Raw genomic sequence first — 21,701 nt, 5'->3', positions numbered from 1 at the left:
GGGTGCTGTTAAGTTTTTATTAACTTTCCGTTAAGAAAATGTGAAGCTTAAAGGTGTTCAGGCAGACCTGCGTAAGAGGCTATTAGTTTCCCTTTACTGTCAAAGAGATAAGTGGAGGGCAGAAAGGTTATAGGAAAGTAGTCGTTGAACTTCACAGAAGGGTCTATCAAGGTGATAAAGTTTGGCTTTATACCTATCTGTTGGTAGCTCTGCTGTACATCCTTTATGTCCATAGCCACCGCATAGGATATTATCCTGTAGTCTGGATACTCATTCACAAGCCTACTAAGTTTTTTAAGGTCCTCAGTGTGCCCTGCACAAGTTCTGCTCCACACGTAGATTACTGTCTTCTTCCCTTTATAATCGCTTAGCTTTACTTCCCTGCCTTCAATGTCTTTTACCGTTATGTCAGGAAGGGTATCCTTTGAGGAGCAAGAAAGCACAAGGAGAAGAAGGATAAAAAGCCTTCTCATGAAGTTCTGACGAGTATTTTTTCTTTAAAGTCTTTGAGTGTAGGTTTTATTTTGATGCTTTCGTGTAAATGCCCTTCTAACACTTCCATGGTTTTATAGCCGTTGCCTGTAATGTATACTACCACCACATCCTTAGGTGAAAAGTATCCAGCTTCTGCGAGCTTTTTGAGTACCGCTATGGTAGTACCTCCTGCTGTTTCTGTGAATATGCCTTCCGTTTCCGCAAGGAGCTTTATACCCTCTATGATCTCCTCATCGGTGGCTGTTTCCCAAGTGCCACCGCTTTCTCTTGTGGTTTGAAGAGCGTATATGCCATCTGCGGGGTTGCCTATGGCTATGGACTTGGCTATGGTCTGAGGTTTTACAGGTTTTATAAAGTCCCTTCCCTCTTTCCATGCCTGTGCTATGGGAGAGCATCCCAAAGCTTGTGCGCCGTAAACTCTGGTTTTTACACTGTCAATTAAGCCTACACGATGGAGTTCTTTAAAGCCCTTCCATATTTTTGTGATGAGTGAACCAGATGCTGCAGGTGCTACCACAGCGTCTGGAGCTCTCCAACCCAACTGTTCTGCTACTTCAAAGGCTAAAGTTTTTGAGCCCTCCGCATAGAAAGGTCTTATGTTTATATTTACAAAAGCCCAGTTTAGCTCGTTGGCTATTTCAGAACACAGTCTGTTAACATCGTCGTAATTACCTTCTACCGCAACAACGGTGGGTTTGAAGACAAGACTTCCAAATATCTTTTGGGACTCAAGGTTGGCAGGTATAAAGACAAAACAGTTAAAGCCTGCCTGTGCAGCGTGAGCAGCAACAGAATTAGCAAGATTTCCCGTAGAAGCACAGGCAACGGTGTCAAAACCAAACTCCTTAGCCTTTGAGAGAGCAACAGAAACTACTCTATCCTTAAAGGATAGCGTAGGGTGATTTACAGAGTCATCTTTTATGTAAAGATTCTCAAGTCCTAAAAGCTTACCCAAATTTTCCGCTTTCTTCAGGGGTGTAAAACCCGCACTTAGTCCCACGCTTGGTTCTTCTACAGGTAGGAGATCTATATACCTCCACAGGCTCTTTGGACCCTCTTCAATCTTTTCTCTGCTTACTCTCTTTTTTATTTCCTCGTAATCGTAGACCACCTCAAGGGGACCAAAGCAGTACTCACACACATGTATGGGCTCTACAGGATACTCTTTTCCACACTCTCTGCACACAAGTCCCTTTACCTTTGCCATAGTTAAAAATTATAATACTTTCCCATGGCAGAATTTCAGAGTGTTAGAGGTTTTCATGATGTGCTGGGAGAAGACCTAAAAAGGTTCAGGTATGTATCTGATAGTATAAGAAAATTACTCAAACTGTATAACTTTGAAGAGATCCTTCTCCCAGTTGTTGAGTATCTTGAGGTGTTTCAAAGAAGTATAGGCGAGATAACAGACATAGTGCAAAAGGAAATGTTTGTCTTTCAGGATAGAAAAGGAAGATGGCTTGCACTAAGGCCAGAAGGCACCGCAGGAGCTGTAAGAGCTTACATCCAAAACAAACTCTATGCACTAAAACCCTACACTAAGCTGTTTTACGAAGGTCCCATGTTCAGGTACGAAAGGCCACAGGCAGGCAGATACAGGCAGTTCCACCAGATAGGCGCAGAAGTTTTTGGGATACAAGACCCACAAGTGGATGCAGAGATGATAGACCTCGTTTATACCGTACTTTCCAAGCTGGGCATACCCGCAACCATAGAGATAAATTCCATAGGATGTAGGGTTTGCAGACCCGCTTACAGAGAAGCTCTATCTGAGTACTTAGAAAAAGTTGTGGGTCATCTGTGTGATGTGTGCATGGACAGAAAGGACAAAAATCCTCTAAGGGTGCTTGATTGTAAAGTAGATACATGCAAGTCTGCGGTAAAAGACGCCCCAAAAATGGTTGATTATCTGTGTCAGGAGTGTAGGGAACACTACAATACACTAAAGTCTTACCTTGATAAGCTCTCTGTACCTTACAGGGAAAACCACTATTTGGTGAGGGGTCTTGACTACTACACAAAGACAGTGTTTGAAGCGGTTTCTGACGAACTTGGTATAACGCTAATAGCAGGTGGAAGGTATGACTATCTTGTAGAAGAGCTGGGAGGACCTCCAACACCTGCAATGGGTTTTGCGGTAGGTATAGAGAGACTATCTATGCTAATCAAAGACCTTCCTCAAGAGGAACCTCTTTATATGGTTTTGCCCTTCGGTGATGTTATGGACTATGCCCTTGAGGTAGTCAAAAAGCTAAGGGAGATGGGAAGAAGAGTGGAACTATCTTACAGAAAGGCAGGTTTGAAAAAGCAGTTGGAGCTTGCCAACAAACTAAAAGCTGACTTTGTAGTGATCATAGGTGAAGACGAAAAGAAAAATCGCAGGATAACGCTAAAAGATATGCGCACAGGAAAACAAGAAACTATAAACTTTCCAGAACTTGTCCATGAGACACTTTGAGAGTTTCTTGAATGCCTTAACACAAGGTATAAAGCACGAGGGAAAAAGACTGTATCTGTCTAAGAGAGAGGGGGGAAGGTTTGTTGAGGAAGAAAACCTCACTTTAGAAATTGACGGAAAGAGACTCATGTTTGCCAAGGTTTTCTACGGCAGAAAACCCTACTGGAAAGAGTGGATAGAGCTTTTTCACATAGAACCATCGTTCTTTTCAAGCCCTTTTGAAGACAAACTGTACGAGCTCATATCAGAACACTTTGGAAGAATATTCGTTGAGTATTACGAAGACAAACAAACTTCTTTGGAACTCCAAAGAGGTGTGCCTCCAGAAGAAACAAGACTTGGGAAGAAACTTATAGAGCACGGATATAAACACCTGAAAAACTGGTATTTCCCAGAAGGGTGGATGGAGGGAGGATACAAACTTCAGGGGGAAAAGGGATTATAATTTATCTTAAAGGAGGGTAAATACCATGGAAAAGAACATGGCAGGTTGGGACAGAGTGCTTAGGGTGGTTTTGGGTATAATCTTTCTATACCTTGCTATCACAAAGGGTGGCGCTTGGTGGATACTGGGCATAATAGGTATAGTGTTTATAGGAACTTCTGCGGTGGGCTTTTGTCCTCTTTACAAGGTGGTTGGTTTTAAAACAGGTTGAAGATACTGGCTATTGATTACGGAAACAAACGCTTAGGGCTCGCCTTAGGAGACACTAACCTTAAGATAGCTTCACCCTTTAAAGTCATAGAAAACAGGGGGGACATTTGGCAAAAAATAAGAAGTATAGTAGAAGAACATCAAGTTTCCGTTGTATTAGTAGGACTGCCTTTAACACCAAGAGGGAACTTAGGACTGAGAGCTAAACAGGTAGAAGAGTTTGTAAAAAACTTAAAGGAAAACCTACCAGAAGATATAGATATCATAACTTGGGATGAAAGATACACAACAAGAGAAGCATACTGGCTTTTGGAAAACCTTCCAGCATCAAAGAGAAAAAAGTTAAAAGACAGTGTGTCCGCATATGTTATACTTAAGGAATACTTAGAAACCCTATGAAGTTTTTAAAGTTCCTAATCCCGCTCGGTTTAGCGTTTTTTTTCCTCATTTACTCCTTTTTGCCTGTACGCCTTGATAAAAAAACCATAGACATACCTTACGGTATGCCTTCTACACAGATGGCTCTTTACCTTTACAGGGAAGGTGTTATAAGGAGTCCACTGTCTTTTCTTTTAATACACATGATAAGAAAGGGTAAGCTAGAGGCAGGTGAGTACGAATTTGACGGACTTGTTTTTCCTTGGGAAGTTTATAGGAAGATACATTATGGATTTAGGAAACTTTACAAAATAACTGTACCAGAGGGTTCTGACCTTTATGACATAGCCAGCATTCTTGAAGAGCACAAAATATGCAAAGCTAAGGACTTTTTGGGGTTAGCTCTTTCACAAAAAATTCCGGAAAAATACGGACTTAACACCTTTAGCATGGAGGGGTTTCTGTTTCCAGATACTTACTTTTTCTCCAAGAACACCCATCCCCTTACGGTTATAAACACCATGTACAACAACTTTTTGAAAAAAACAGAGAACTTAAGGAATCAACTAAAAAGTTCTGGTATGAGTCTTGAAGAGTGGGTGACTATTGCGTCTCTTATAGAAAAGGAGACAGCTCTTGAAAAGGAAAAACCTCTGATATCTGCAGTCATACACAACAGACTAAAGAAAGGTATGAAACTTCAGATAGACCCAACGGTAATATACGCTATGAAGAGAAAAGGCTTATGGAAGGGCAGACTTTCTGCCAAGGATTTGGACCTGCAAGACCCTTACAATACCTATCTTTACTACGGTCTTCCACCTACCGCTATCTGTAATCCCGGGCTTAGCTCTCTTGAGTCAGCACTAAAGCCAGCAAGAGTAGACTTCCTTTATTTTGTGGCAGATGGAAACGGTGGGCACAGGTTTAGCTCCACATATTCAGACCATTTGGCAAATGTAAAGTTATACAAAAATGCTAAAAAAAGTGAGCTGTTCATTCCATAGATATTCTTCTTATAAGGTCCATCTTGTCCAATACCTTTCCTACTCCTCTGGCTACTGCGGTTATAGGGTCTTCGCAGTAGTATGTCTTTATGCCTACATCTCTCTCTATTCTTACATCAAGATTCCTCAAAAGAGAACCTCCACCCGCAAGCACTATTCCTCTTTCTGCTATGTCAGATGCTAGCTCTGGCGGTGTCTTTTCGAGAGTTAACCTTATAGCGTTTATTATAGAACCAATAACATCTTCAAGAGCTTCTGTTATATCTTTGCTGGTTATTTTCACAGTTTTTGGAAGACCTGTGATATCCCTACCCTTTATTTCCATCTCCTTTTCTTCATCTTCGTAGATGGCATTCCCTAACTCTATCTTTATCCTTTCCCCTGTTTGCTCTCCTATAAACATGTGAAACCTCTTCTTTATGTACTGTATGATGGCTTCGTTCATCTCATCTCCGGCTACTCTTATGGAGTTAGAAACCACTATGCCTGCAAGGGATATGACAGCTATTTCTGTAGTTCCTCCTCCTATATCCACTATCATACTTCCTACAGGTTCTTCCACTGGAAGACCTGCTCCAATAGCTGCAGCCATAGGTTCCGGTATGAGATACACTTCCCTTGCACCAGCTCCTTTGGCTGCATCAATGACCGCCCTTTTCTCCACCTGCGTGACCCCAGAGGGCACTCCTATGACAATGCGCGGTTTTGGCCTGAATATACCCCCACCTATAGCTCGTTCTATAAAGTAGGCAAGCATAATTTGTGTTGCTTCAAAGTCTGTGATTACACCATCTCTTAAGGGTCTTATGGCTTGTATGTTTTCTGGTGTCTTGCCAAGCATCTCTTTAGCTTCTTTTCCTACTGCTATAACCCTTTTAGTTCTTGTGTCAATGGCTACAATAGATGGTTCGTGGAGCACTATCCCTTTTCCCTCTGAGTATATCACCGTATTGGCAGTACCCAGGTCAATACCTATGTTGTTTGAAAAAAAACCTAAAAGGGATATAAACTTTTCAAGCATATCTCCTCCTTTGTAATACATTTTATCAAAAAGGCGTTAATTTATAAGTATGCACAGCACAACAGTAAAGTCAAAGGCGGAAAAGCTATTGGGGCTATTTGAAGGAGACAAAAGGGAAAGGGTTGCAAAAGCTATACATTTTATAGAAGAAAAACACAGCAGTCAGATAAGAGCGTCAGGAGAACCCTACATTACCCATCCCATAGAAGTGGCTCTCACACTTGCTCAGATGGGGCTTGATATAAACACAGTTGTAGCTGGGCTTCTTCACGATGTTTTAGAAGATACGCAAACTACTTATCAGGAACTTGAAGAGAAATTTGGCAAGCAGGTGGCGAGTATAGTTCAGGGCGTAACTAAGTTGGGAAGGCTTGAGTTCAGGAACATACAAGAGCAAAAGGCGGAAAACTATAGAAAGCTCATTTTAGCCACCGCAAAGGACCTTAGAGTAATATTGGTAAAACTGGCAGACCGTCTTCACAATATGAAAACCTTAGGTTTCCTCAGAAAGGACAAGCAGTTAAGAATAGCAAAAGAAACCATTGATATTTATGTACCTATAGCTAACAGATTAGGTGTCTGGAATATAAAAACGGAGCTTGAAGACCTGTGCTTTATGTACCTTTATCCTTCTGAGTACGAAAAGGTTAAGAACTTTGTAGGAAAAAGTAGAAAGGAATTGGAGGAATATCTGAAGCGAAGCTTTATACCAAAACTCAAGGAAGCGCTTAAACTTTCTGGTATTGATGCGCACATCACATACAGACCTAAGCATCTTTACGGTATATGGCAGAAGACTGTCAGGAAGGGTATAAAGCTTGAGGATGTTCACGACATATTAGGTGTACGGGTTATACTCAACACGCCTCAGGAGTGTTATACAGTGCTTGGCATCATACACAGCACTTTTAAACCAGTACCGGGCAAGTTTGACGACTACATATCCCTACCAAAACCTAACCTCTACCAGTCCTTGCACACCACAGTAATAGGTCCAAAAGGCAGGATGGTGGAAGTGCAGATAAGAACTTGGGAAATGCACGAAAGGGCAGAAAAAGGTATAGCTGCACACTGGGCTTATAAAGAAGGTAAAAGTGTCAAGGATAATAGTGTTTATTCGTGGCTCAAGAGTTTAGTTGAAAGTATTCAAGGTAGCAAGAATCCCCATGAGCTTATAGAGAACATGAAATTAGAACTATTCTCTGAAGAGGTTTTTGTTTTCACACCAAAGGGAGACCTTTTGGTACTGCCAAAGGGAGCGACTCCTGTAGATTTTGCGTATTACATACACACGGACATAGGAAACCACTGTGCGGGCGCAAAGGTAAACGGTAGGATAGTCTCTTTAAATTACAAACTACAGAATGGTGATATGGTGGAAATAATCACTCACCCCAATAAGAAGCCAAACCCTGAGTGGCTGAAGTTTGTAGTAACATCAAAGGCAAAAAACAAGATAAAGGCTTATCTCAAAGAGCTTGAAAAAGACAGACACCTGCAAGAAGGAAGGCAGATACTTGAAAAGCTTGCATCCAGATGGGAACTTACTAAGGAGGCTCTACTTGAAAAGCTCTTACAAGAAACCCACCTTAAAAACGAAGAAGAAGTCCTCATAGCAATAGGTAGTGGCAAGATAAGTAGAGAGAAGATATATTCGTTGTTTGAACAAAAGGAAAGAGAAAAGCACAAGGAGGAAAAGGGGGAAGATCTGCTTTTGATAAACGGTTTGGGTAGTGTGCTTCATTCAGTAGGAACATGTTGTCTTCCCATACCCGGGGAGGAAGTTTACGGTGTGATAACAAGGGGTAAGGGCGTGGTAGTACATTCTAAGCTATGTCCCAACCTTCGCTACATGCAAAGAAACCTGCCGGATAAGGTGATCCCTGTAATTTGGAACGCATCAACTGGGAAACATCCGGCAAGACTTAGGGTAGTTGTCAAAGACAGATTAGGAGTACTGGCAGACATAACCTCAAGTATCTCAAAAACAGGAGCAAACATACTTGAGGCAAGAACTAAAAGCACATCTATAGGTAAAGCCTTTATGGAATTTCTTATAGAGGTAGGTAATTACTCAGACTTTTTGAGGGTTATAGATGCAATAAGGTCGGTTGAAGGTGTAGAACTGTGTGAACGCGTTTTCACTTGACAAAATTTTTTTTTGAATATAATATAATAACTGTAGAGGTTAAAAAAGTGGGAGTGATAAACTCCCTCCCCCTCCCTCCCCTAATTTGTTTGCCCTACCGCCCGGTAGGGCCTTTCTAATAAAAGATGCGATTTGCCTCTTTAGTTCCTGCTAAGTTTGTAAGAAGAGTCAACCGTTTTTTGTGCATGGTTCAGTTAGGGAATAAGGAAACCTTAGCGTACATTAGAAATACAGGCAGATTAAAAGAGCTACTAATAGAAGGCTCACCCGTATACTTAAAGGAAAAGGACACAGGAAAGTATAAGTATGAAGTTCTTTTAACAGAAACAAACAGAGGCTTCTTAGTGTGTCTTGACTCGCAAATAGCCCCAAGACTTTACGCAGAAACCTTGACTCAACAGCATGTGATTTACGAGCCAAGAATAAACGGAAGCAGATTAGACCTGCTTGTGGGTAGATATATCATAGAAGTTAAGTCCGTAAACTTAGTAAAGGACCATACCGCTCTATTTCCAGATGCTCCCACAAAAAGAGGGACAAAGCACATTCATATTTTGATAAATGCCTACCCAAAGTTTGTTCCTAAGATGGTCTTTGTAGTTCAAAGAGAAGATGCCAAAGTCTTTTCTCCCAATGCGGAAACAGACCCAGTGTTTGCCCAGATGCTAAAGCGTTTTGCTCACTTGGGATATGAAGTAAAAGCCTATAACTGCTTTGTGAGCTTAGAAGAAATTAAATTAAAAGAAGAGATAGAAGTGATCCTTTGAAGGAGGTTAAAACATGAGGCTAAATCTAACAAACAAGGATGCGCTGATAGTGGTAGATATGCAAAATGACTTTATGCCTTGGGGAGCTCTGCCTGTGCCGGATGCAGATAAGATAGTACCACAGCTAAATGCATACATAGAAGCCTTTTCATCAAGATCCCTTCCCGTTTACTTTACCAGAGATTGGCATCCTCCGGATCACATATCCTTTAAAGGACATGGTGGGATATGGCCACCTCACTGCGTTCAGGGAACAGAAGGTGCTCAGTTCCATAAGGATCTGATAATACCAAAGGACAATAAATTCATCATATCTAAAGGCACAAGTAGGGATTTTGACGCTTATTCTGGGTTTCAGGGAACTCTGTTGGACAGTTTGTTAAAAGAGAGAGGTATAAGAAGGCTTTTTGTAGGAGGGGTTGCCACCGATTACTGCGTAAAGAATACGGTAATAGGTGGTCTTAACTTAGGTTATGAAGTTTTTCTACTTATTGATGCTACAAAAGGTGTAGATGTAAATGCAGGAGATACAGACAGAGCCATAGAGGAAATGATGAACTCAGGTGCGGTGGTGGTAGCCTTTGGGGACTTGACACTTTAAGACTTTCATATAAATTTTATAACTGTAGGCTGTCCCAAAACCGCCTGCTGGGGAAGGGACAGCTTTAAAAGGCGGTATAGAAATACCCCAGCCTAAGCACCGACAGGTGCTTAGATAGTGAGGTGAGGGCCATGAGAAGGGGTCTTATGCTTTGGAGTCCTTTTGCAGAACTTGAAAGAATAAGAAGGGAGTTTGACAGACTTCTTGAGGAGCTCTTTCCCGGAGAAGATACAGAAAGAGCTTTTGCTCCTGCGGTTGAGATGTACGAAACGGACAAGGAGATAGTTGTTAAAGCTGAGCTTCCGGGTGTAAAGAAGGAAAACATTGAGGTAAGTATAAAGGATAACATGCTACACATAAGAGGTGAGAAAAAAGAGGAACGAGAAGAGAAAACAGAGACGGTTCACAGGTTAGAAAGAGTTTATGGAAAGTTTGAAAGGGTACTGAGCTTACCAGCGGAAGTAAAGACTGACGAAGTAAAGGCAGAATTCAAAGATGGTGTTTTAGAAATAAGGCTTCCCAAAGCTGAGGTTTCAAAGGAGAAAAAGATAGAGATCAAGTAAATCAAAATTCTAAAAATCCAAAATTTCCCTCCTCTTTTTTTATAATCCCTTTTTCTTGGAGGAGCTTTTCCTCCTCCTTTATTAAAGCTTCGGGCATTAGCTTTTTTGGGCACGCAAAAGAGCAGTTCATGCAGTGGGTACAAAGCTGTGGGTTTAGGTTTTTTAGGCTTTGAGCTCTATCTTGTGTGTTTCTTGGATCAAAAAGGAGCTTGTAATACCTCGTTAAGAGAGTAGGACCCCCAAAATGAGAGCTTGTAGTAAGCACAGGGCATACACTATCACATATTCCACATAAGATACACTCGTGGCTTCTTTCTATCCTTTTTAAGGCGCTGGCACTTACTTTTGTATTTTTTTCTCCAGCGTTATACCATACCTTCCACAGTTTAAGCTTATTATAGAGAGACTCATGGTCAACTACAAGGTCCTTTATTACTGAGACATTGTCTATAGGTTCTACCGTGATCTCCTCGCCAAACACGAAGACCTTTGTAGAACATGCAAGCACGGGTCTTCCGTTAACCTTAATTGCACATGTTCCGCATATACCCGCTCTGCACATGCTTCTAAAAGCTAAGCTCTGATCTAGCTCTTCTTTTATTTTCACAAGCATATCCAAGAGTGTTGAGTTTCTACTGAGCTCAAGAGAATAGGATGCGTAATCTTTAAAGTTCTCCCTGTTTAGCTTAATTTTTACTTTTACCCACATAATATATTTAAATTTACAGACTAAAATCGTAGGAAAGCTGTTCTACTCTCTTTCCTGTTCTTTGAGTAAAGTAGTTGCTACCAGCTTTTCCCAAAGATTCTGCTCCACACACTACTAACGCTAACTTTCCCTGAGTTATATCCGAAAGATTCTGAGTTATAAACTTTTCCAAAGTTTCTAAACTTATTCCTCTTGAGTCTTGAAGTGTGTCTGCAGGAACGCTTATAAAAGTTGATGCTTCTAAGCTTCCTACAAGAAGAACCCTTGATACATCTGATGAAAATTCTGTGCTGAGCTCAGCTTTTATGCGTTCTTTCAGAAGCATTTCCTTGTATTCATGTGGAACCCTAAAAGTAGGGTCTGTCAATCCGTAAAATTGATGCATAGGCTCATCTTTTAGATCATCTACTAGTATCACTTTCAATCCGCCTTTGTTGTAATATACAGTATTGCCTACTATCTCTTCCACATCTGCCTTTAAGATGCCCCTTATGGACCGAGAAAAGGCGGATACTAAGGAAGGAAGCGTTATTTCACCTATCTGAAGCCTTCCGTAAAGGACTCTCCAGTTTAAAAAGCTAAATTCCCATTCTTTACACGGTAAGTTTCTCTGTTCTGCAAACAGCCTAACGGACTTTATAAAAAGCGTTTCCTCTTTACTACCTGGTCTTCTGCCTCCTAAGGATACAAGATCCTTTACCGCATCCTCTTTTTTCTGTTTGAAAAGTCCGTAGATACATCCGCAGTAATCCTGATGGTAGAATTCCAACTGCTTTGACATTCTAAACATCTCCTGCGTCCCGCCACCCTTTCTGTAATCCGGACATAGAAATTCTAAACCATACATACTTGCAACCCTGTAGCCACTTTCTTTGAGCATGTTAAACTCTTTCTTTGGACTCATGAGCAAGGTGGTAGTAATATGCGTAGCTTTTATATCCTTGGCGAACTTAGCAGACCTTTCTAATCTATAGTCAAAACACACTTTACACCTTTTTCCTCTTTCAGGTTCGTCCTCATAACCTTTCACCGAAAGCATCCAGTTTTCCACATCGTACTCACCTTCGTAAAGTTCTATCCCAAGAGATTTACACATTCTTTCTGTTTCTATAAGGCGTAGCTTGTACTCTTCATAAGGATGTATGTTAGGATCATAAAAAAAACCTACTAAGGTGGTATTAGGATAGTCTTCTCTGAGTCTTTTAAGAAAGTAAAGAGCGTCCGGTGCACAACATATATGGACCAGTATCTTCATAGAACACATGATAATATGCCTGTTTGCTCTTTAAGTATGATGCTTCTCATATAGGCTTCTTACTATGAGCCTTTACACTCTACACCTTCTCTGTCCATGTACTCCTTTAGTTTGTTAAAAGCTTCTTCACCAGTCAAAAGGTCCCTAAGGTCTTTTTCTAAGTTTGCAGGTTTTAGACGAGCTATCCACCCCCTACCGTAGGGGTCTTCGTTGATGAGCTCTGGCGTATCAAAAAGTGCTTCGTTCCTTTCTACTATCTCTCCTTCTATTATGGCAGGAACGGGTCCCGTCCATTTACCACTTTCAAGACTGGCAATGGGTTTACCTTTCTGAACATACTTTCCTACCGCTTTTATCCTTACATTTACCATCTTGCCTGCTCTGGTCTGACCTATGTCTGTTGCACCTACCCTAACTGTACCGTCTGGTTCCAACCTATACCAAACCTGATTTTCTATATCGTAGTAAAGCTCAAGGGGTATCTTGCAACCCTTGTAAACCCTCTCACTCATCAAGGAGTATTTTACACGAATGTTCAAGTACGGATATATGACTGTAAGCATAAAAGGGGTCTATGTCCGCAGAAAAAACACCGTGAGAACGCACAACTACTAATTTGTCTTGGGATAAAATGTCAGAAATTACCTCAGCTAACTTCTGGCTTCCAGAGGGCAAATTGGGGATCACCTTTACGCTTTTCAGTAAGGTTTTTCCTTCACTATCTTTTGGTACTATATTATTTTTTGTTTTAAAGGACAGTTTAACTACCGCAGTAGGGTGAGCGTGTACAAGCGCAAGGTTTTGGGTTTTTATGTATACCTCTCTATGCACCAAAAGTTCAGAAGATGCCCTATCATCAAGAATGCTGGTTTTGTTAATATCCAAAAGCACAAAGTCATGCTCTTTTAGAGTTCCCAGGTGAGATCCCCTTCTGGTTATGAGTATTTTCTGACCTATCCTTACAGAAAGATTACCCGCCCTTGCATCCACAAGACCTTCTTCAAAAAGGAGTTTCCCCACCTGTATGAGTTTTCTAATATGGTAGTGCATGGTATTTTATCCTTAGTAGGATCTCGTTTATCAACAGCATTCCCTCTTCTTTTAATCGTATCCCGTCTTCAACACTTTTAAAAAACTCAAGAAGCTCTTCCGGTATAAGATGTGCATACTCCTTTGGTATACCCCACTTGGTTCTGAGCCTTATAAAGAGTATGTCTTTGAGCAAGCTTTTACCTTCTAAGACCTCCTTGTACTCAACGGGTTTTCTGCCTTCTTTGATGGATTGAGCGTATTCTCTCATGTTTTTTGTGTTTCCAAACCTCACATTTTTTACATAACTCCAAGCGGATACCCCCAAGCCCAGAAACTCTCTTCCAAGCCAGTAAGAAAGGTTGTGCTTGCACTCGTATCCTGGCAGTGCAAAGTTGGATATCTCGTAGTGCTCAAAACCCAGACTTTGTAATTCATTTACCCAAAAGAGATACATATCTGCTACTTGGTCGCTGTCTGGAAGTTTGAGCTTTTCTTCGCTAAAAAGTCTGCCAAAAAGTGTATCTTCGTAAGGTGTAAGCAGATAGCAAGATAAGTGCTTGATGGGAAGGTCCATCAAAACCTTAAGCTCTTCCTTTAGATCCTTTAAAGTTTGGTTTGGATATGCGTATATAATATCCACGCTTATGTTTTCTATACCTGCTTTGAAAGCGGATCTAATGCAATCTATGGAGTCCTTAACTGTATGTTTTCTACCAAGCACTTTTAGTCCCCTTTCTGTAAAGCTTTGGACGCCTACACTGACGCGATTTATTCCCAAATCAGCAATCTGTTTAAACTCTTCTTCTCTGTATGTTTCTGGATTACACTCTATAGTAAACTCTTCAAGTCTGGCAGTATCCACTAAAAGCGAAAGGTCTTTTAGAAAGGTTTCGTATAAGGATGGGTCTATGAGCGAAGGTGTTCCGCCACCCAAGTAAAGGGTTTTCAGACAAAAACTTTCTTCTTTGTAAAGCCCGAGTTCCTTAATAAGAAGCTGTAGATATTCCTGATGGGATATAAGAGAGCTTGTGAAGGACACAAAATCACAGTAAGGACATTTGTAAGAGCAGAAAGGTATGTGTATGTAAAGACTCTCTATCATAGTTGCTCCTCAAAACGAATATCTTTTTGCATATACTCTCTTAATATGGAAAAGCACACACCTATGATCAAGCTAAAAGTTAGTACGCTACTTCCTCCGAAACTCACAAAGGGTAAGGGTATTCCCACAACTGGTGCCAATCCCATGGTCATCATCAAATTCACAAAGACTTGAAAGAGTATAAGAGAAACTGCTCCTCCCAAAAAGAGCCGTTGGGTACCATCGTACAGACGCATACCGTAAAGAGCAAGTCTGTATATAAAAAGAAAGTATAAAGAGATGAGCAAAAAACTAAGCAAAAAACCCCACTCTTCTGCTATCACGGAAAATATAAAGTCTGTGTGTTTTTCAGGAAGGAACAAAAGATGGGACTGTGTACCTTTTAGAAAGCCTTTACCTGTTATTGAACCTGAGCCTATGGCTATCATGGACTGTATGAGCTGGTATCCGCTACCCGCGTAGTCTGCGTATGGGTCAAGAACCGCTATTATTCTCTCCTTTTGGTAGTCTTTGAGAAAGTGCCAAAGAATTGGAGAGAGTATTAAAAGGGACAGACCTAATGCTATAAAGAACCTAATACGGACGCCTTTGAAAAAAAGTAGGGATAAAAGGATCACAAGGTAGGACACCGCTGTACCAAGATCCGGTTGTTTTAGGGTCAAAAGGGTAGGCATAATAAATGCAAGTAGTAATATGACGGACTCTTTACTAAGGTTTTTTTTCATGTGTCCCAGTATGTAAGTGGAAAAGAGAAGAAGGGAGAACTTCATAAACTCAGAAGGCTGTATGCTCAAAGGACCCAAATCTAACCACCTTTTTGCACCGTAGACGGTTTTTCCAAATAGTGGCACAAGCATAAGGAGGAAGAGGTTTAGCATGTATATGACTGTTGCCATGTCATAAAGTATTCGGAAGTTTATCCTTCCCAGCGCTAATATGATAAGCCAGCCAAAAAGTATGTAAAGTACCTGTTTGACAAAGAGAGGGGATATGCTTCCTTTGTAAGTGGCACTAAAAACACCCAGCAAGCCTATAAGCTGTATCATTAATAGGCAGATGAGCAAAGTAAGGTCTATACCTTTAAGCCTCATAGTATATCAATCTGGCGCAGTTGGGGCAGATAACTACTTCTCCCAGCATCACCTTTGAATATAGGCTTGAGGGTAGCTTCATTCCACATCCTCCACATGCGCCAAAACTCACCACAGGAACTATTACAGGAAGCTCCAGGCTACTTTTTAAGTTTTCATACTCTCTTAGTGCATGCTCAGGTATGTGATTAATGAGTTTGTTCCTTTCCTGCTTTAATTGTTCCAGTTTTCCCTTAGTAAGTTCTGACTCCAAAGAAATTTCCTCAAGCTTTTCTTTTAGTTCTCTGTGCTTTACCTCTAAGTTTTTTTTCTGGTTTTTATAAGTTTGTTCCTTCTGTTTTCTTTCTGCCTGAAGAAGTTTTAACTGATCTTTGAGCTTTATGACGCAGTCTTCGTATCTTGCCTTTTCTCTCAAAAGTGCCTTATACTCTTGGGCTTTTCTTACTTTGCTTAGCCTCTCTTCAGCTCTTTTTATACCTTCCATGCAGATGGATATCTCTTGGTTTGTCTGTCTTATTTCATCATCTAACTTTTTTAACTCCAGTAGTAGCGTGGCTTCTTCTTGCTCCACATGTGCTAACTGTTTTCTGAGTTCTACCTCTTCTTGTATTAGCTTCTGGATAAGCTTCTCCAGTTTTTTTATGTTTATTTCAAGCTCCTGAAGGTCAAGTAAAAGCCTTAATTCCTCTTTCTTTATCATTCACTCTAATTTTTCTATGACGAAGTTTGAGTTGGTGTATATACATATCTCGCTTGCTATTTTGAGAGCCTCTTTTACTATGTCTTCTGCAGACATGTTTGTATTTCTATAAAGGGCCATCGCTGCTGATCTTGCGTAATCTCCACCCGAGCCTATGGCAACTATAGGTTCATCTGGTTCTATGACATCGCCGTTTCCAGAAAGCAAAAGCATGTTTTCTCTGTCTACTACTAAAAGCAAAGCTTCAAGTCTTCTTAAGTATTTGTCCATCCTCCATTCTTTTGCGAGTTCTACGCTGGCTCTTAGCAGATTACCTCTGAACTCTTCAAGTTTTGCCTCCAACCTCTCCATAAGTGCAAGTCCATCTGCAGCGGAACCGGCAAACCCAACTATAACCCTATTGTTATATAACCTTCTTATCTTCTTAGCTCCATGCTTTATAACCGAGTGCCCCAGTGTTACCTGTCCATCGCCCCCAATAGCTGTTATACCGTTTCTTCTAACTGCAAGTATGGTAGTCATGTCTTAAAGGGTATGCTGATCCAAAGCTCGTCAAAACCTTCTTTTTCTCTCCTTATGTCTACTTCTATGCCCTTTACTTCAAACTGAGGATACTTGGAAAAAACCAGAACAAGATCGTCCCTGAGTCTTTCTACAAAGTTCGGTGGCAACCCTTTCCTCTCGTAAGCAAGTACCAATGTGAGTCTTCTTACCGCATCGTCTTTGCTTTTACCTCTTTTAAATAAAAACTCAAACAAGTTTTACCTCCCAAACAGCTTTTCCAAAAAGCTCTTTTTCTCCCCATAGTATTTTATGGGCACGCTTTCTCCGGTTATCCTTTTTGCCATGTCCATTATTGCTTTTGAAGCGTCATAGCTTTCTTCAAGAACTATGGGGTCACCTTTGTTAGTAAAATCTACAAGCTTTTGCTCTTCTGGCACTACGCCTAAAAGGGGTGCCTTAAGTATATCCACAAGGTCCTCAACGGAGAGCATCTCACCCTTTTTGACCGCATCCCACCTTATACGGTTTACAACCAGAAAGTAATCCTTTTTGCCCATGTTTTCAAGGAGTCCGATTATCCTGTCTGCATCTCTCACCGAGGATACCTCAGGATTAACCACTACTATGGCAGTGTCTGCGGGAAGCACCGCTATTTGGAAACCTTGCTCTATACCTGCAGGAGAATCTATAAGCACATAATCATACTCGTTAGCCTCTTTTATACTTTCCATCAGTTTGACCCACTTATCTTTATCCACCGCATCTTTATTTTTCGTCTGGTTTGCAGGAAGAAGCCATAGAGTAAGACCCCTTTTGTCCTTTACTAAAGCCTTAGAAAACTCCGCTCTGCCCTCCAACACATCTAAAACATCGTAAACTATCCTGTTTTCAAGACCAAGGATCATATCAAGGTTTCTAAGGCCTATATCCGCATCTACTGCCAAAACTTTTTTACCCAGTTTGGCAAGCGCTATACCAAGATTTGCAGTTATAGTGGTTTTTCCTACACCGCCTTTCCCAGATGTAATTACAAACACCTTTGTCATGCTTTCACCTTCTCTAAAACTATTGTACCATTTTCAATTTTTGCAACCTCTGGATATCCCGGTGAGTTCCTATCCTCATCGCTGGATATGGCGAGTTTCCTACCTATTCTGATCTGTTGAGGTTCCATCTGAAGAGCAACAACCACTGCACTCTCATCCCCCAGTGCACCTGCTACCGCTATACCTCTGAGCTTACCTATTACTATTATGTTCCCACTTGCTATAACTTGCGCATCCTTATTCACATCTCCCAAAATGAGTACATCACCGTTGTGTTCCACCTTCTGTCCAGACCTTAGATGTTTTTGAACTATCAGAAGTCTGCTTTCTTTACGATTAACATTATCTAACATGAGTCTTTTTACGCTTTTTATGTCCTTAGAGCTCAAAAAAGCTTCTATTTGAGTGAGCTCCTCCTCACTTAAAAAACTCCCACCGTCTATGAGAAAATAGCTACCACTGAAAAGTTTAGAAGACAACCTCTCGCTTATGTAGGATATTACTTCCTGAGGGCTCACTTTCTCCTTTACTTTTACGACTACTACAGGTAGCGTTACTCCCTTTATCTCTATCATTTCTTACCTTTTTGGCTCCGGGGGAGGGACTCGAACCCCCAACCAGGTGGTTAACAGCCACCCGCTCTGCCTGTTGAGCTACCCCGGATACTTAAAAAATTATAAACACTTTTCCTTCTAAATGCCACTTTTAATAAACTCTATCCCTTGCTCGTAGAATACCTGCTTTATTCTCTTTACAAGCTCATGCTTAAGGACTGACTGATAGGTAGGGTCTATAGCCTTTAGTACTACATGAAAGGTTATACCTAAGTCTCCAAAGCTTTGATACCTTACAGAAGGCTCAAAATTCTGGTCTGCACCTTTGACACTTTTCTGGACCTCCTTGGCTACTTTTAGGGTTTCTCTTTCTACTTTTTCAAGGTCAGAGTTGTAGCTCACAGTTATAGGAACTGTAATTAATAGAGACCTGTAGTTGAGCAGTATAGAATTAACAAGCCTTGAATTGGGTACTACAAGCGTGTTATTGTCCAATCTTCTTATTACTGTGTTCATCCATGTAATATCCTGAACAAAACCTTCCTCTCCGCTCTCTAGTCTTACAAAGTCGCCTATCTTTATTTGCTTGGAGAGGAGGATGTTTAATCCAGAAAAGAAGTTAGAAAGCGTTCCTTGAAGCGCTAAGGATACGGCCAAAGCGCCAACACCCAATGTGGTTATAAAGTGCACCACTGGAACATCCAAAAAGCTCAAGAAAGTTATAAATCCCAGCGTGATTATAATGCTCTTGACAAGCGCAAAGATCAGACCTGTTGGAGGGAGGGATATATGAGCCCTGTTTATGTAGAATCTGATGACCTCTACAACTATATCCGCAAGGACAAAAGTCAACGAAAGTATGAGTACTCCTTGTATGATCTTTTCCACCAGAAAAACGTACTTTCTTTGCATATTAGAAAAGTAAAGGGTTATGTCAAGAGCCACAGCCAACACCCAAAAGACGGATGGTATTCTAAGTATTCGGTGCAAACTCTTAAAAGCAGACCTTTCTATCAAATAAAGAAGCAAAAACCTAATTCCAAGTAGTAGCAACAGGGAAAAGGAAAATATCAGAGTGGGAATGTAAATTCCTTTCATCTTACTCTAAGAATAAGCTTACGCCAGCTATACCATAAGCTCCGTTTTTGTAGCAAAGCTTTATTTTCTCCCATGTTATGCCTCCAAGGGCGTAAACGGGTATGGAAACCTTTTGGGATACTTCTTGTAGGGCGCTAAGACCTATAGGCTCTGCATGTGGATGGGAAGAAGTTTTAAAGATAGGACTAAGAGTTATAAAGTCAGCACCTTCTTTTTCTGCAAAAAGAGCAGACTCAAGGTCATGAGCGGAAAAGCCTATAATTAGGTCTTTCTTTAACTTGCGCACTGCAGAAGGTGGCATGCCATTCTGAGGTAGATGCACGCCGTCAGCAGACACCGCAAGAGCTATGTCAACGCGATCGTTAATGAGAAGTAAGGCAGAGTACTCTTTGGTTATCTGTCTTGCTATAAGAGCCTTTTCGTAGTAATCCCTTCCACTTATGGACTTTTCCCTCAGCTGTAGCATCTTCACACCCCTTTCTAAAACTTTGCGCAGACTTCCCCAAAAGTCATCTCCGTATTTTTGACTATCTGTTATAGCGTACAATCTTGGCAACATGGTTTTTATCGTATATAATATAAACTCAGCCGGAGTGGCGGAACTGGCAGACGCGCTGTCTTGAGGGGGCAGTGCCCGTGAGGGCGTGCGGGTTCGACTCCCGCCTCCGGCACCAAAAAAATGGGACTGATAAAACACTCTATAAGCTTTTCCTTTGCTACCTTGCTAAGCAGAATATTTGGGTATGTAAGGGATGCACTTATAGCATATTACTTTGGTGTATCCCAAATAACGGATGCCTTCTTTATTGCTTTCAGACTGCCCAACACCTTTAGGAGACTTTTGGGAGAGGGAGGTTTTAATGCTGCTTTTGTACCTATATACGCAAAAGATATAAAAAGTGGAAGAGAAAGACAGTTTCTGAGTTCCGCCTTTACTTACTACACTTTGGTAAACCTTCTTATCACCCTTCTGGGTATATTATTTGCTGACACTCTAATGACAGTCATAGCACCGGGTATAAGAGATAAGCCTCACTTTGAATTGACCGTTTTTATGGCTCGCTGGCTCTTTACATACCTGTTTTTTGCAGGACTTAGCTCTTTTTTTATGGCGGTACTAAACACAAAGGGCGTTTTTTTCGTGCCAGCCTTCGCTCAGGGAGTTTTTAATCTGGTGTTCTCCTTGGTGGTTGTTTTAGCCTCAAACCAATTTGGTTTTTACTCCCTCATATGGGGTGTAATTCTTGGAGGAATAGCTCAGGCTCTTTTTAACTTGCCTTCCTTGTGGAGATCAGGAGTTATACTGGGTTTTTCCCTTGAGTTAGATAAAGATGTAAAATTGCTTGTGAAAAGGCTTATACCTTCATTGCTGGGTTTTGGTGTCGCTCAGCTATCTTTTTTTATAGATACTTTCCTCGCATCTTTTCTGCCTCTTGGGTCCATATCTTACCTTTATTACGCCAACAGGATCTTCCAATTACCTTTGGGTGCTGTATCTGTAGGCATGGCAAACTCTCTGCTTTCCGCACTTTCCAGAGGTGAGGATACAAAATTTAGCACACATTTAGCTTTTAGGTTTGTAAGCCTTATATCTCTTCCTGCTACCTTTGGTCTTATAGCTCTTTCGGACAGTATAATAGCCTTACTCTACGGCAGAGGTAGGTTTTCTCAACAAGATGTGCTTGTAGCTTCTTCAGTATTAGGGGCTTACACTATTGGTCTTACCTTTTTCTCCTTCCAAAAAGTTCTAAGCAGTGTGTTTTTTGCAAAAGGGGATACTAAAACACCCGTAAAAGCTTTAATACTATCTGTTCTGTCCGAGGCTCTATTTGGAAGCTTTTATGCCTTTTTCTTAAAGTGGGGCGTTTTTGGACTTGCTCTGGGAACTTCAACCTCTGCACTGGTGGGTTTTTCTTACCTTTTCTTAAAGACAGAAAGAGAAGTGATCGCCATAAAGGATCTTTTCAAAATTCTCTACAAACCTCTCTTTGCGTCTATTTTTATGCTCTTTGTAGTATGGCTTTTAAAAATGTGGCTAACACAAGCCATCTGGATACTGCTTATTATACCCATCGCTATGGCAGTATACTTTTTAATCCTTCTCTTTCTTAGAGATTCTCTATCCTTGACTCTTGTTAACAGACTCAAGAGCCTTGTTAAGCAAAAGGCTCAGTCTTGAGGCTCTCCTTGAGGCTTCGTTTTTGTGGATAACTCCCTTTGAGGCGGTGTGATATATGACGCTTATTACCTCAGGAAGGAACTGCTTTGCTTCTTCAAGCTTTCCTTCCTGGACCATTTTTCTGAACTTCTTTATGTAAGTTCTCATCCTTGACAGGTGATACCTGTTTCTTAGTCTTCTTTTTGCATCTCTTCTCATACGCTTTTGTGCCTGTTTCGTGTTGGGCATCCTTTACCTCCTAAAGGTAGTTTTTTGAGGCAACGGGCGGATTCGAACCGCCGTAGAAGGGATTTGCAGTCCCTCGCCTAGCCTCTCGGCCACGTTGCCTATACTTTTT

27 protein-coding genes and 3 tRNA genes are annotated in these 21,701 nt (G+C 41.1%); 11 read left to right on the top strand and 19 right to left on the bottom strand.

The window, feature by feature from the left end:
• Positions 1 to 47: 47 nt before the first annotated feature.
• Together CP948_RS05445 and thrC are read right to left on the bottom strand one after the other, a co-directional pair.
• Positions 48 to 473, bottom strand: a complete 426-nt coding sequence (locus CP948_RS05445; protein WP_096602157.1) for a TlpA family protein disulfide reductase — start codon at positions 471 to 473, stop codon at positions 48 to 50.
• Positions 470 to 1,702, bottom strand: coding sequence for a threonine synthase (gene thrC / locus CP948_RS05440; RefSeq protein WP_096602155.1), 1,233 nt, complete (start codon positions 1,700 to 1,702; stop codon positions 470 to 472). Before thrC ends, CP948_RS05445 begins: the two co-directional genes overlap by 4 nt.
• Before the next feature lie 24 nt (positions 1,703 to 1,726).
• Here thrC and hisS point away from each other — a divergent pair, with 24 nt between their 5' ends.
• Genes hisS through mltG form a run of 5 tightly spaced genes read left to right on the top strand, consistent with a single transcriptional unit; the run spans position 1,727 to position 4,993 of the window.
• Positions 1,727 to 2,953: a histidine--tRNA ligase gene (gene hisS, locus CP948_RS05435; protein ID WP_096602153.1), complete on the top strand. Its 1,227-nt coding sequence runs from the start codon at positions 1,727 to 1,729 to the stop codon at positions 2,951 to 2,953.
• The gene (locus CP948_RS05430; RefSeq protein ID WP_096602151.1) at positions 2,940 to 3,398 is read left to right on the top strand and encodes a DUF1122 family protein; all 459 of its coding nucleotides are present in this window, start codon (positions 2,940 to 2,942) and stop codon (positions 3,396 to 3,398) included. The genes hisS and CP948_RS05430 overlap by 14 nt, the downstream gene beginning before the upstream one ends.
• Before the next feature lie 25 nt (positions 3,399 to 3,423).
• A complete protein-coding gene (locus CP948_RS05425; protein ID WP_096602149.1) occupies positions 3,424 to 3,609 on the top strand; it encodes a YgaP family membrane protein in 186 nt (61 codons plus the stop codon).
• Positions 3,606 to 4,007, top strand: coding sequence for a Holliday junction resolvase RuvX (gene ruvX, locus CP948_RS05420; RefSeq protein WP_096602147.1), 402 nt, complete (start codon positions 3,606 to 3,608; stop codon positions 4,005 to 4,007). The genes CP948_RS05425 and ruvX overlap by 4 nt, the downstream gene beginning before the upstream one ends.
• Positions 4,004 to 4,993 (top strand): endolytic transglycosylase MltG, encoded by a 990-nt coding sequence (gene mltG, locus CP948_RS05415; RefSeq protein WP_096602145.1) that lies wholly within the window; start codon positions 4,004 to 4,006, stop codon positions 4,991 to 4,993. Before ruvX ends, mltG begins: the two co-directional genes overlap by 4 nt.
• On the opposite strand, the gene CP948_RS05410 is transcribed toward mltG, so the two are convergent.
• The gene (locus CP948_RS05410) at positions 4,983 to 6,014 is read right to left on the bottom strand and encodes a rod shape-determining protein (RefSeq protein ID WP_096602143.1); all 1,032 of its coding nucleotides are present in this window, start codon (positions 6,012 to 6,014) and stop codon (positions 4,983 to 4,985) included. The two genes, mltG and CP948_RS05410, sit on opposite strands and share 11 nt — an antisense overlap.
• Positions 6,015 to 6,063: 49 nt before the next feature.
• Between CP948_RS05410 and CP948_RS05405 the strand changes: the two genes are divergently transcribed.
• From CP948_RS05405 to CP948_RS05390, 4 genes are all read left to right on the top strand, one after another.
• On the top strand, positions 6,064 to 8,163 hold the full coding sequence (locus tag CP948_RS05405) for a RelA/SpoT family protein (RefSeq protein WP_096602141.1): 2,100 nt from the start codon (positions 6,064 to 6,066) through the stop codon (positions 8,161 to 8,163).
• A 125-nt stretch (positions 8,164 to 8,288) separates the two neighbouring features.
• Positions 8,289 to 8,930: a DNA/RNA nuclease SfsA gene (sfsA, locus tag CP948_RS05400; RefSeq protein ID WP_096602139.1), complete on the top strand. Its 642-nt coding sequence runs from the start codon at positions 8,289 to 8,291 to the stop codon at positions 8,928 to 8,930.
• 13 nt (positions 8,931 to 8,943) lie between these two features.
• The gene (locus CP948_RS05395) at positions 8,944 to 9,531 is read left to right on the top strand and encodes a nicotinamidase (RefSeq protein WP_096602137.1); all 588 of its coding nucleotides are present in this window, start codon (positions 8,944 to 8,946) and stop codon (positions 9,529 to 9,531) included.
• Between the two features lie 131 nt (positions 9,532 to 9,662).
• Positions 9,663 to 10,094, top strand: a complete 432-nt coding sequence (locus CP948_RS05390) for an Hsp20/alpha crystallin family protein (protein ID WP_096602135.1) — start codon at positions 9,663 to 9,665, stop codon at positions 10,092 to 10,094.
• Between the two features lies 1 nt (position 10,095).
• Here the strand turns inward: CP948_RS05390 and CP948_RS05385 are convergent, their stop codons facing one another.
• From CP948_RS05385 to thiE, 14 genes are all read right to left on the bottom strand, one after another.
• A complete protein-coding gene (locus CP948_RS05385) occupies positions 10,096 to 10,803 on the bottom strand; it encodes a succinate dehydrogenase/fumarate reductase iron-sulfur subunit (protein ID WP_096602133.1) in 708 nt (235 codons plus the stop codon).
• A gap of 13 nt (positions 10,804 to 10,816) precedes the next feature.
• Complete coding sequence (locus CP948_RS05380; RefSeq protein WP_096602131.1) at positions 10,817 to 12,058, bottom strand: epoxyqueuosine reductase QueH; 1,242 nt, start codon at positions 12,056 to 12,058, stop codon at positions 10,817 to 10,819.
• A gap of 62 nt (positions 12,059 to 12,120) precedes the next feature.
• Positions 12,121 to 12,570: a glycine cleavage system protein H gene (gene gcvH, locus CP948_RS05375; protein ID WP_096602129.1), complete on the bottom strand. Its 450-nt coding sequence runs from the start codon at positions 12,568 to 12,570 to the stop codon at positions 12,121 to 12,123.
• A complete protein-coding gene (locus CP948_RS05370; protein ID WP_096602127.1) occupies positions 12,563 to 13,108 on the bottom strand; it encodes a class II aldolase/adducin family protein in 546 nt (181 codons plus the stop codon). The genes gcvH and CP948_RS05370 overlap by 8 nt, the downstream gene beginning before the upstream one ends.
• Positions 13,092 to 14,192 (bottom strand): radical SAM family heme chaperone HemW, encoded by a 1,101-nt coding sequence (hemW, locus tag CP948_RS05365; protein ID WP_096602125.1) that lies wholly within the window; start codon positions 14,190 to 14,192, stop codon positions 13,092 to 13,094. The genes CP948_RS05370 and hemW overlap by 17 nt, the downstream gene beginning before the upstream one ends.
• A complete protein-coding gene (gene rodA, locus CP948_RS05360; RefSeq protein ID WP_096602123.1) occupies positions 14,189 to 15,283 on the bottom strand; it encodes a rod shape-determining protein RodA in 1,095 nt (364 codons plus the stop codon). The genes hemW and rodA overlap by 4 nt, the downstream gene beginning before the upstream one ends.
• Positions 15,273 to 15,983 (bottom strand): zinc ribbon domain-containing protein, encoded by a 711-nt coding sequence (locus tag CP948_RS05355; RefSeq protein ID WP_096602120.1) that lies wholly within the window; start codon positions 15,981 to 15,983, stop codon positions 15,273 to 15,275. The genes rodA and CP948_RS05355 overlap by 11 nt, the downstream gene beginning before the upstream one ends.
• On the bottom strand, positions 15,984 to 16,505 hold the full coding sequence (gene hslV / locus CP948_RS05350) for an ATP-dependent protease subunit HslV (protein ID WP_096602118.1): 522 nt from the start codon (positions 16,503 to 16,505) through the stop codon (positions 15,984 to 15,986).
• The gene (gene minE / locus CP948_RS05345; protein WP_096602116.1) at positions 16,502 to 16,741 is read right to left on the bottom strand and encodes a cell division topological specificity factor MinE; all 240 of its coding nucleotides are present in this window, start codon (positions 16,739 to 16,741) and stop codon (positions 16,502 to 16,504) included. The genes hslV and minE overlap by 4 nt, the downstream gene beginning before the upstream one ends.
• Before the next feature lie 3 nt (positions 16,742 to 16,744).
• The gene (minD, locus tag CP948_RS05340) at positions 16,745 to 17,533 is read right to left on the bottom strand and encodes a septum site-determining protein MinD (protein WP_096602114.1); all 789 of its coding nucleotides are present in this window, start codon (positions 17,531 to 17,533) and stop codon (positions 16,745 to 16,747) included.
• Positions 17,530 to 18,108: a septum site-determining protein MinC gene (gene minC / locus CP948_RS05335; RefSeq protein WP_096602112.1), complete on the bottom strand. Its 579-nt coding sequence runs from the start codon at positions 18,106 to 18,108 to the stop codon at positions 17,530 to 17,532. Before minC ends, minD begins: the two co-directional genes overlap by 4 nt.
• A 12-nt stretch (positions 18,109 to 18,120) precedes the next feature.
• Positions 18,121 to 18,196 (bottom strand) — tRNA-Asn (locus tag CP948_RS05330).
• A gap of 29 nt (positions 18,197 to 18,225) precedes the next feature.
• Complete coding sequence (locus CP948_RS05325) at positions 18,226 to 19,185, bottom strand: mechanosensitive ion channel family protein (RefSeq protein ID WP_096602110.1); 960 nt, start codon at positions 19,183 to 19,185, stop codon at positions 18,226 to 18,228.
• Position 19,186: 1 nt separating this feature from the next.
• Positions 19,187 to 19,744 (bottom strand): thiamine phosphate synthase, encoded by a 558-nt coding sequence (thiE, locus tag CP948_RS05320; protein ID WP_096602108.1) that lies wholly within the window; start codon positions 19,742 to 19,744, stop codon positions 19,187 to 19,189.
• A gap of 28 nt (positions 19,745 to 19,772) precedes the next feature.
• Here thiE and CP948_RS05315 point away from each other — a divergent pair.
• A tRNA-Leu gene (locus tag CP948_RS05315) sits at positions 19,773 to 19,859 on the top strand.
• A gap of 5 nt (positions 19,860 to 19,864) precedes the next feature.
• Positions 19,865 to 21,364 carry a murein biosynthesis integral membrane protein MurJ gene (gene murJ, locus CP948_RS05310; RefSeq protein WP_096602107.1) on the top strand — a complete coding sequence of 500 codons (1,500 nt, stop codon included), beginning with the start codon at positions 19,865 to 19,867 and terminating at the stop codon, positions 21,362 to 21,364.
• On the opposite strand, the gene rpsT is transcribed toward murJ, so the two are convergent.
• Complete coding sequence (gene rpsT / locus CP948_RS05305; RefSeq protein ID WP_096602106.1) at positions 21,305 to 21,592, bottom strand: 30S ribosomal protein S20; 288 nt, start codon at positions 21,590 to 21,592, stop codon at positions 21,305 to 21,307. The genes murJ and rpsT overlap by 60 nt on opposite strands.
• A gap of 27 nt (positions 21,593 to 21,619) precedes the next feature.
• Positions 21,620 to 21,691, bottom strand: a tRNA-Cys gene (locus tag CP948_RS05300).
• Positions 21,692 to 21,701: the final 10 nt, after the last annotated feature.

This window comes from Hydrogenobacter hydrogenophilus, assembly GCF_900215655.1.
Taxonomy (GTDB): Bacteria; Aquificota; Aquificia; order Aquificales; family Aquificaceae; genus Hydrogenobacter; species Hydrogenobacter hydrogenophilus.
Note: the sequence above shows the minus strand (reverse complement) of the source record. Positions and strands in the feature narration are given on the sequence as shown.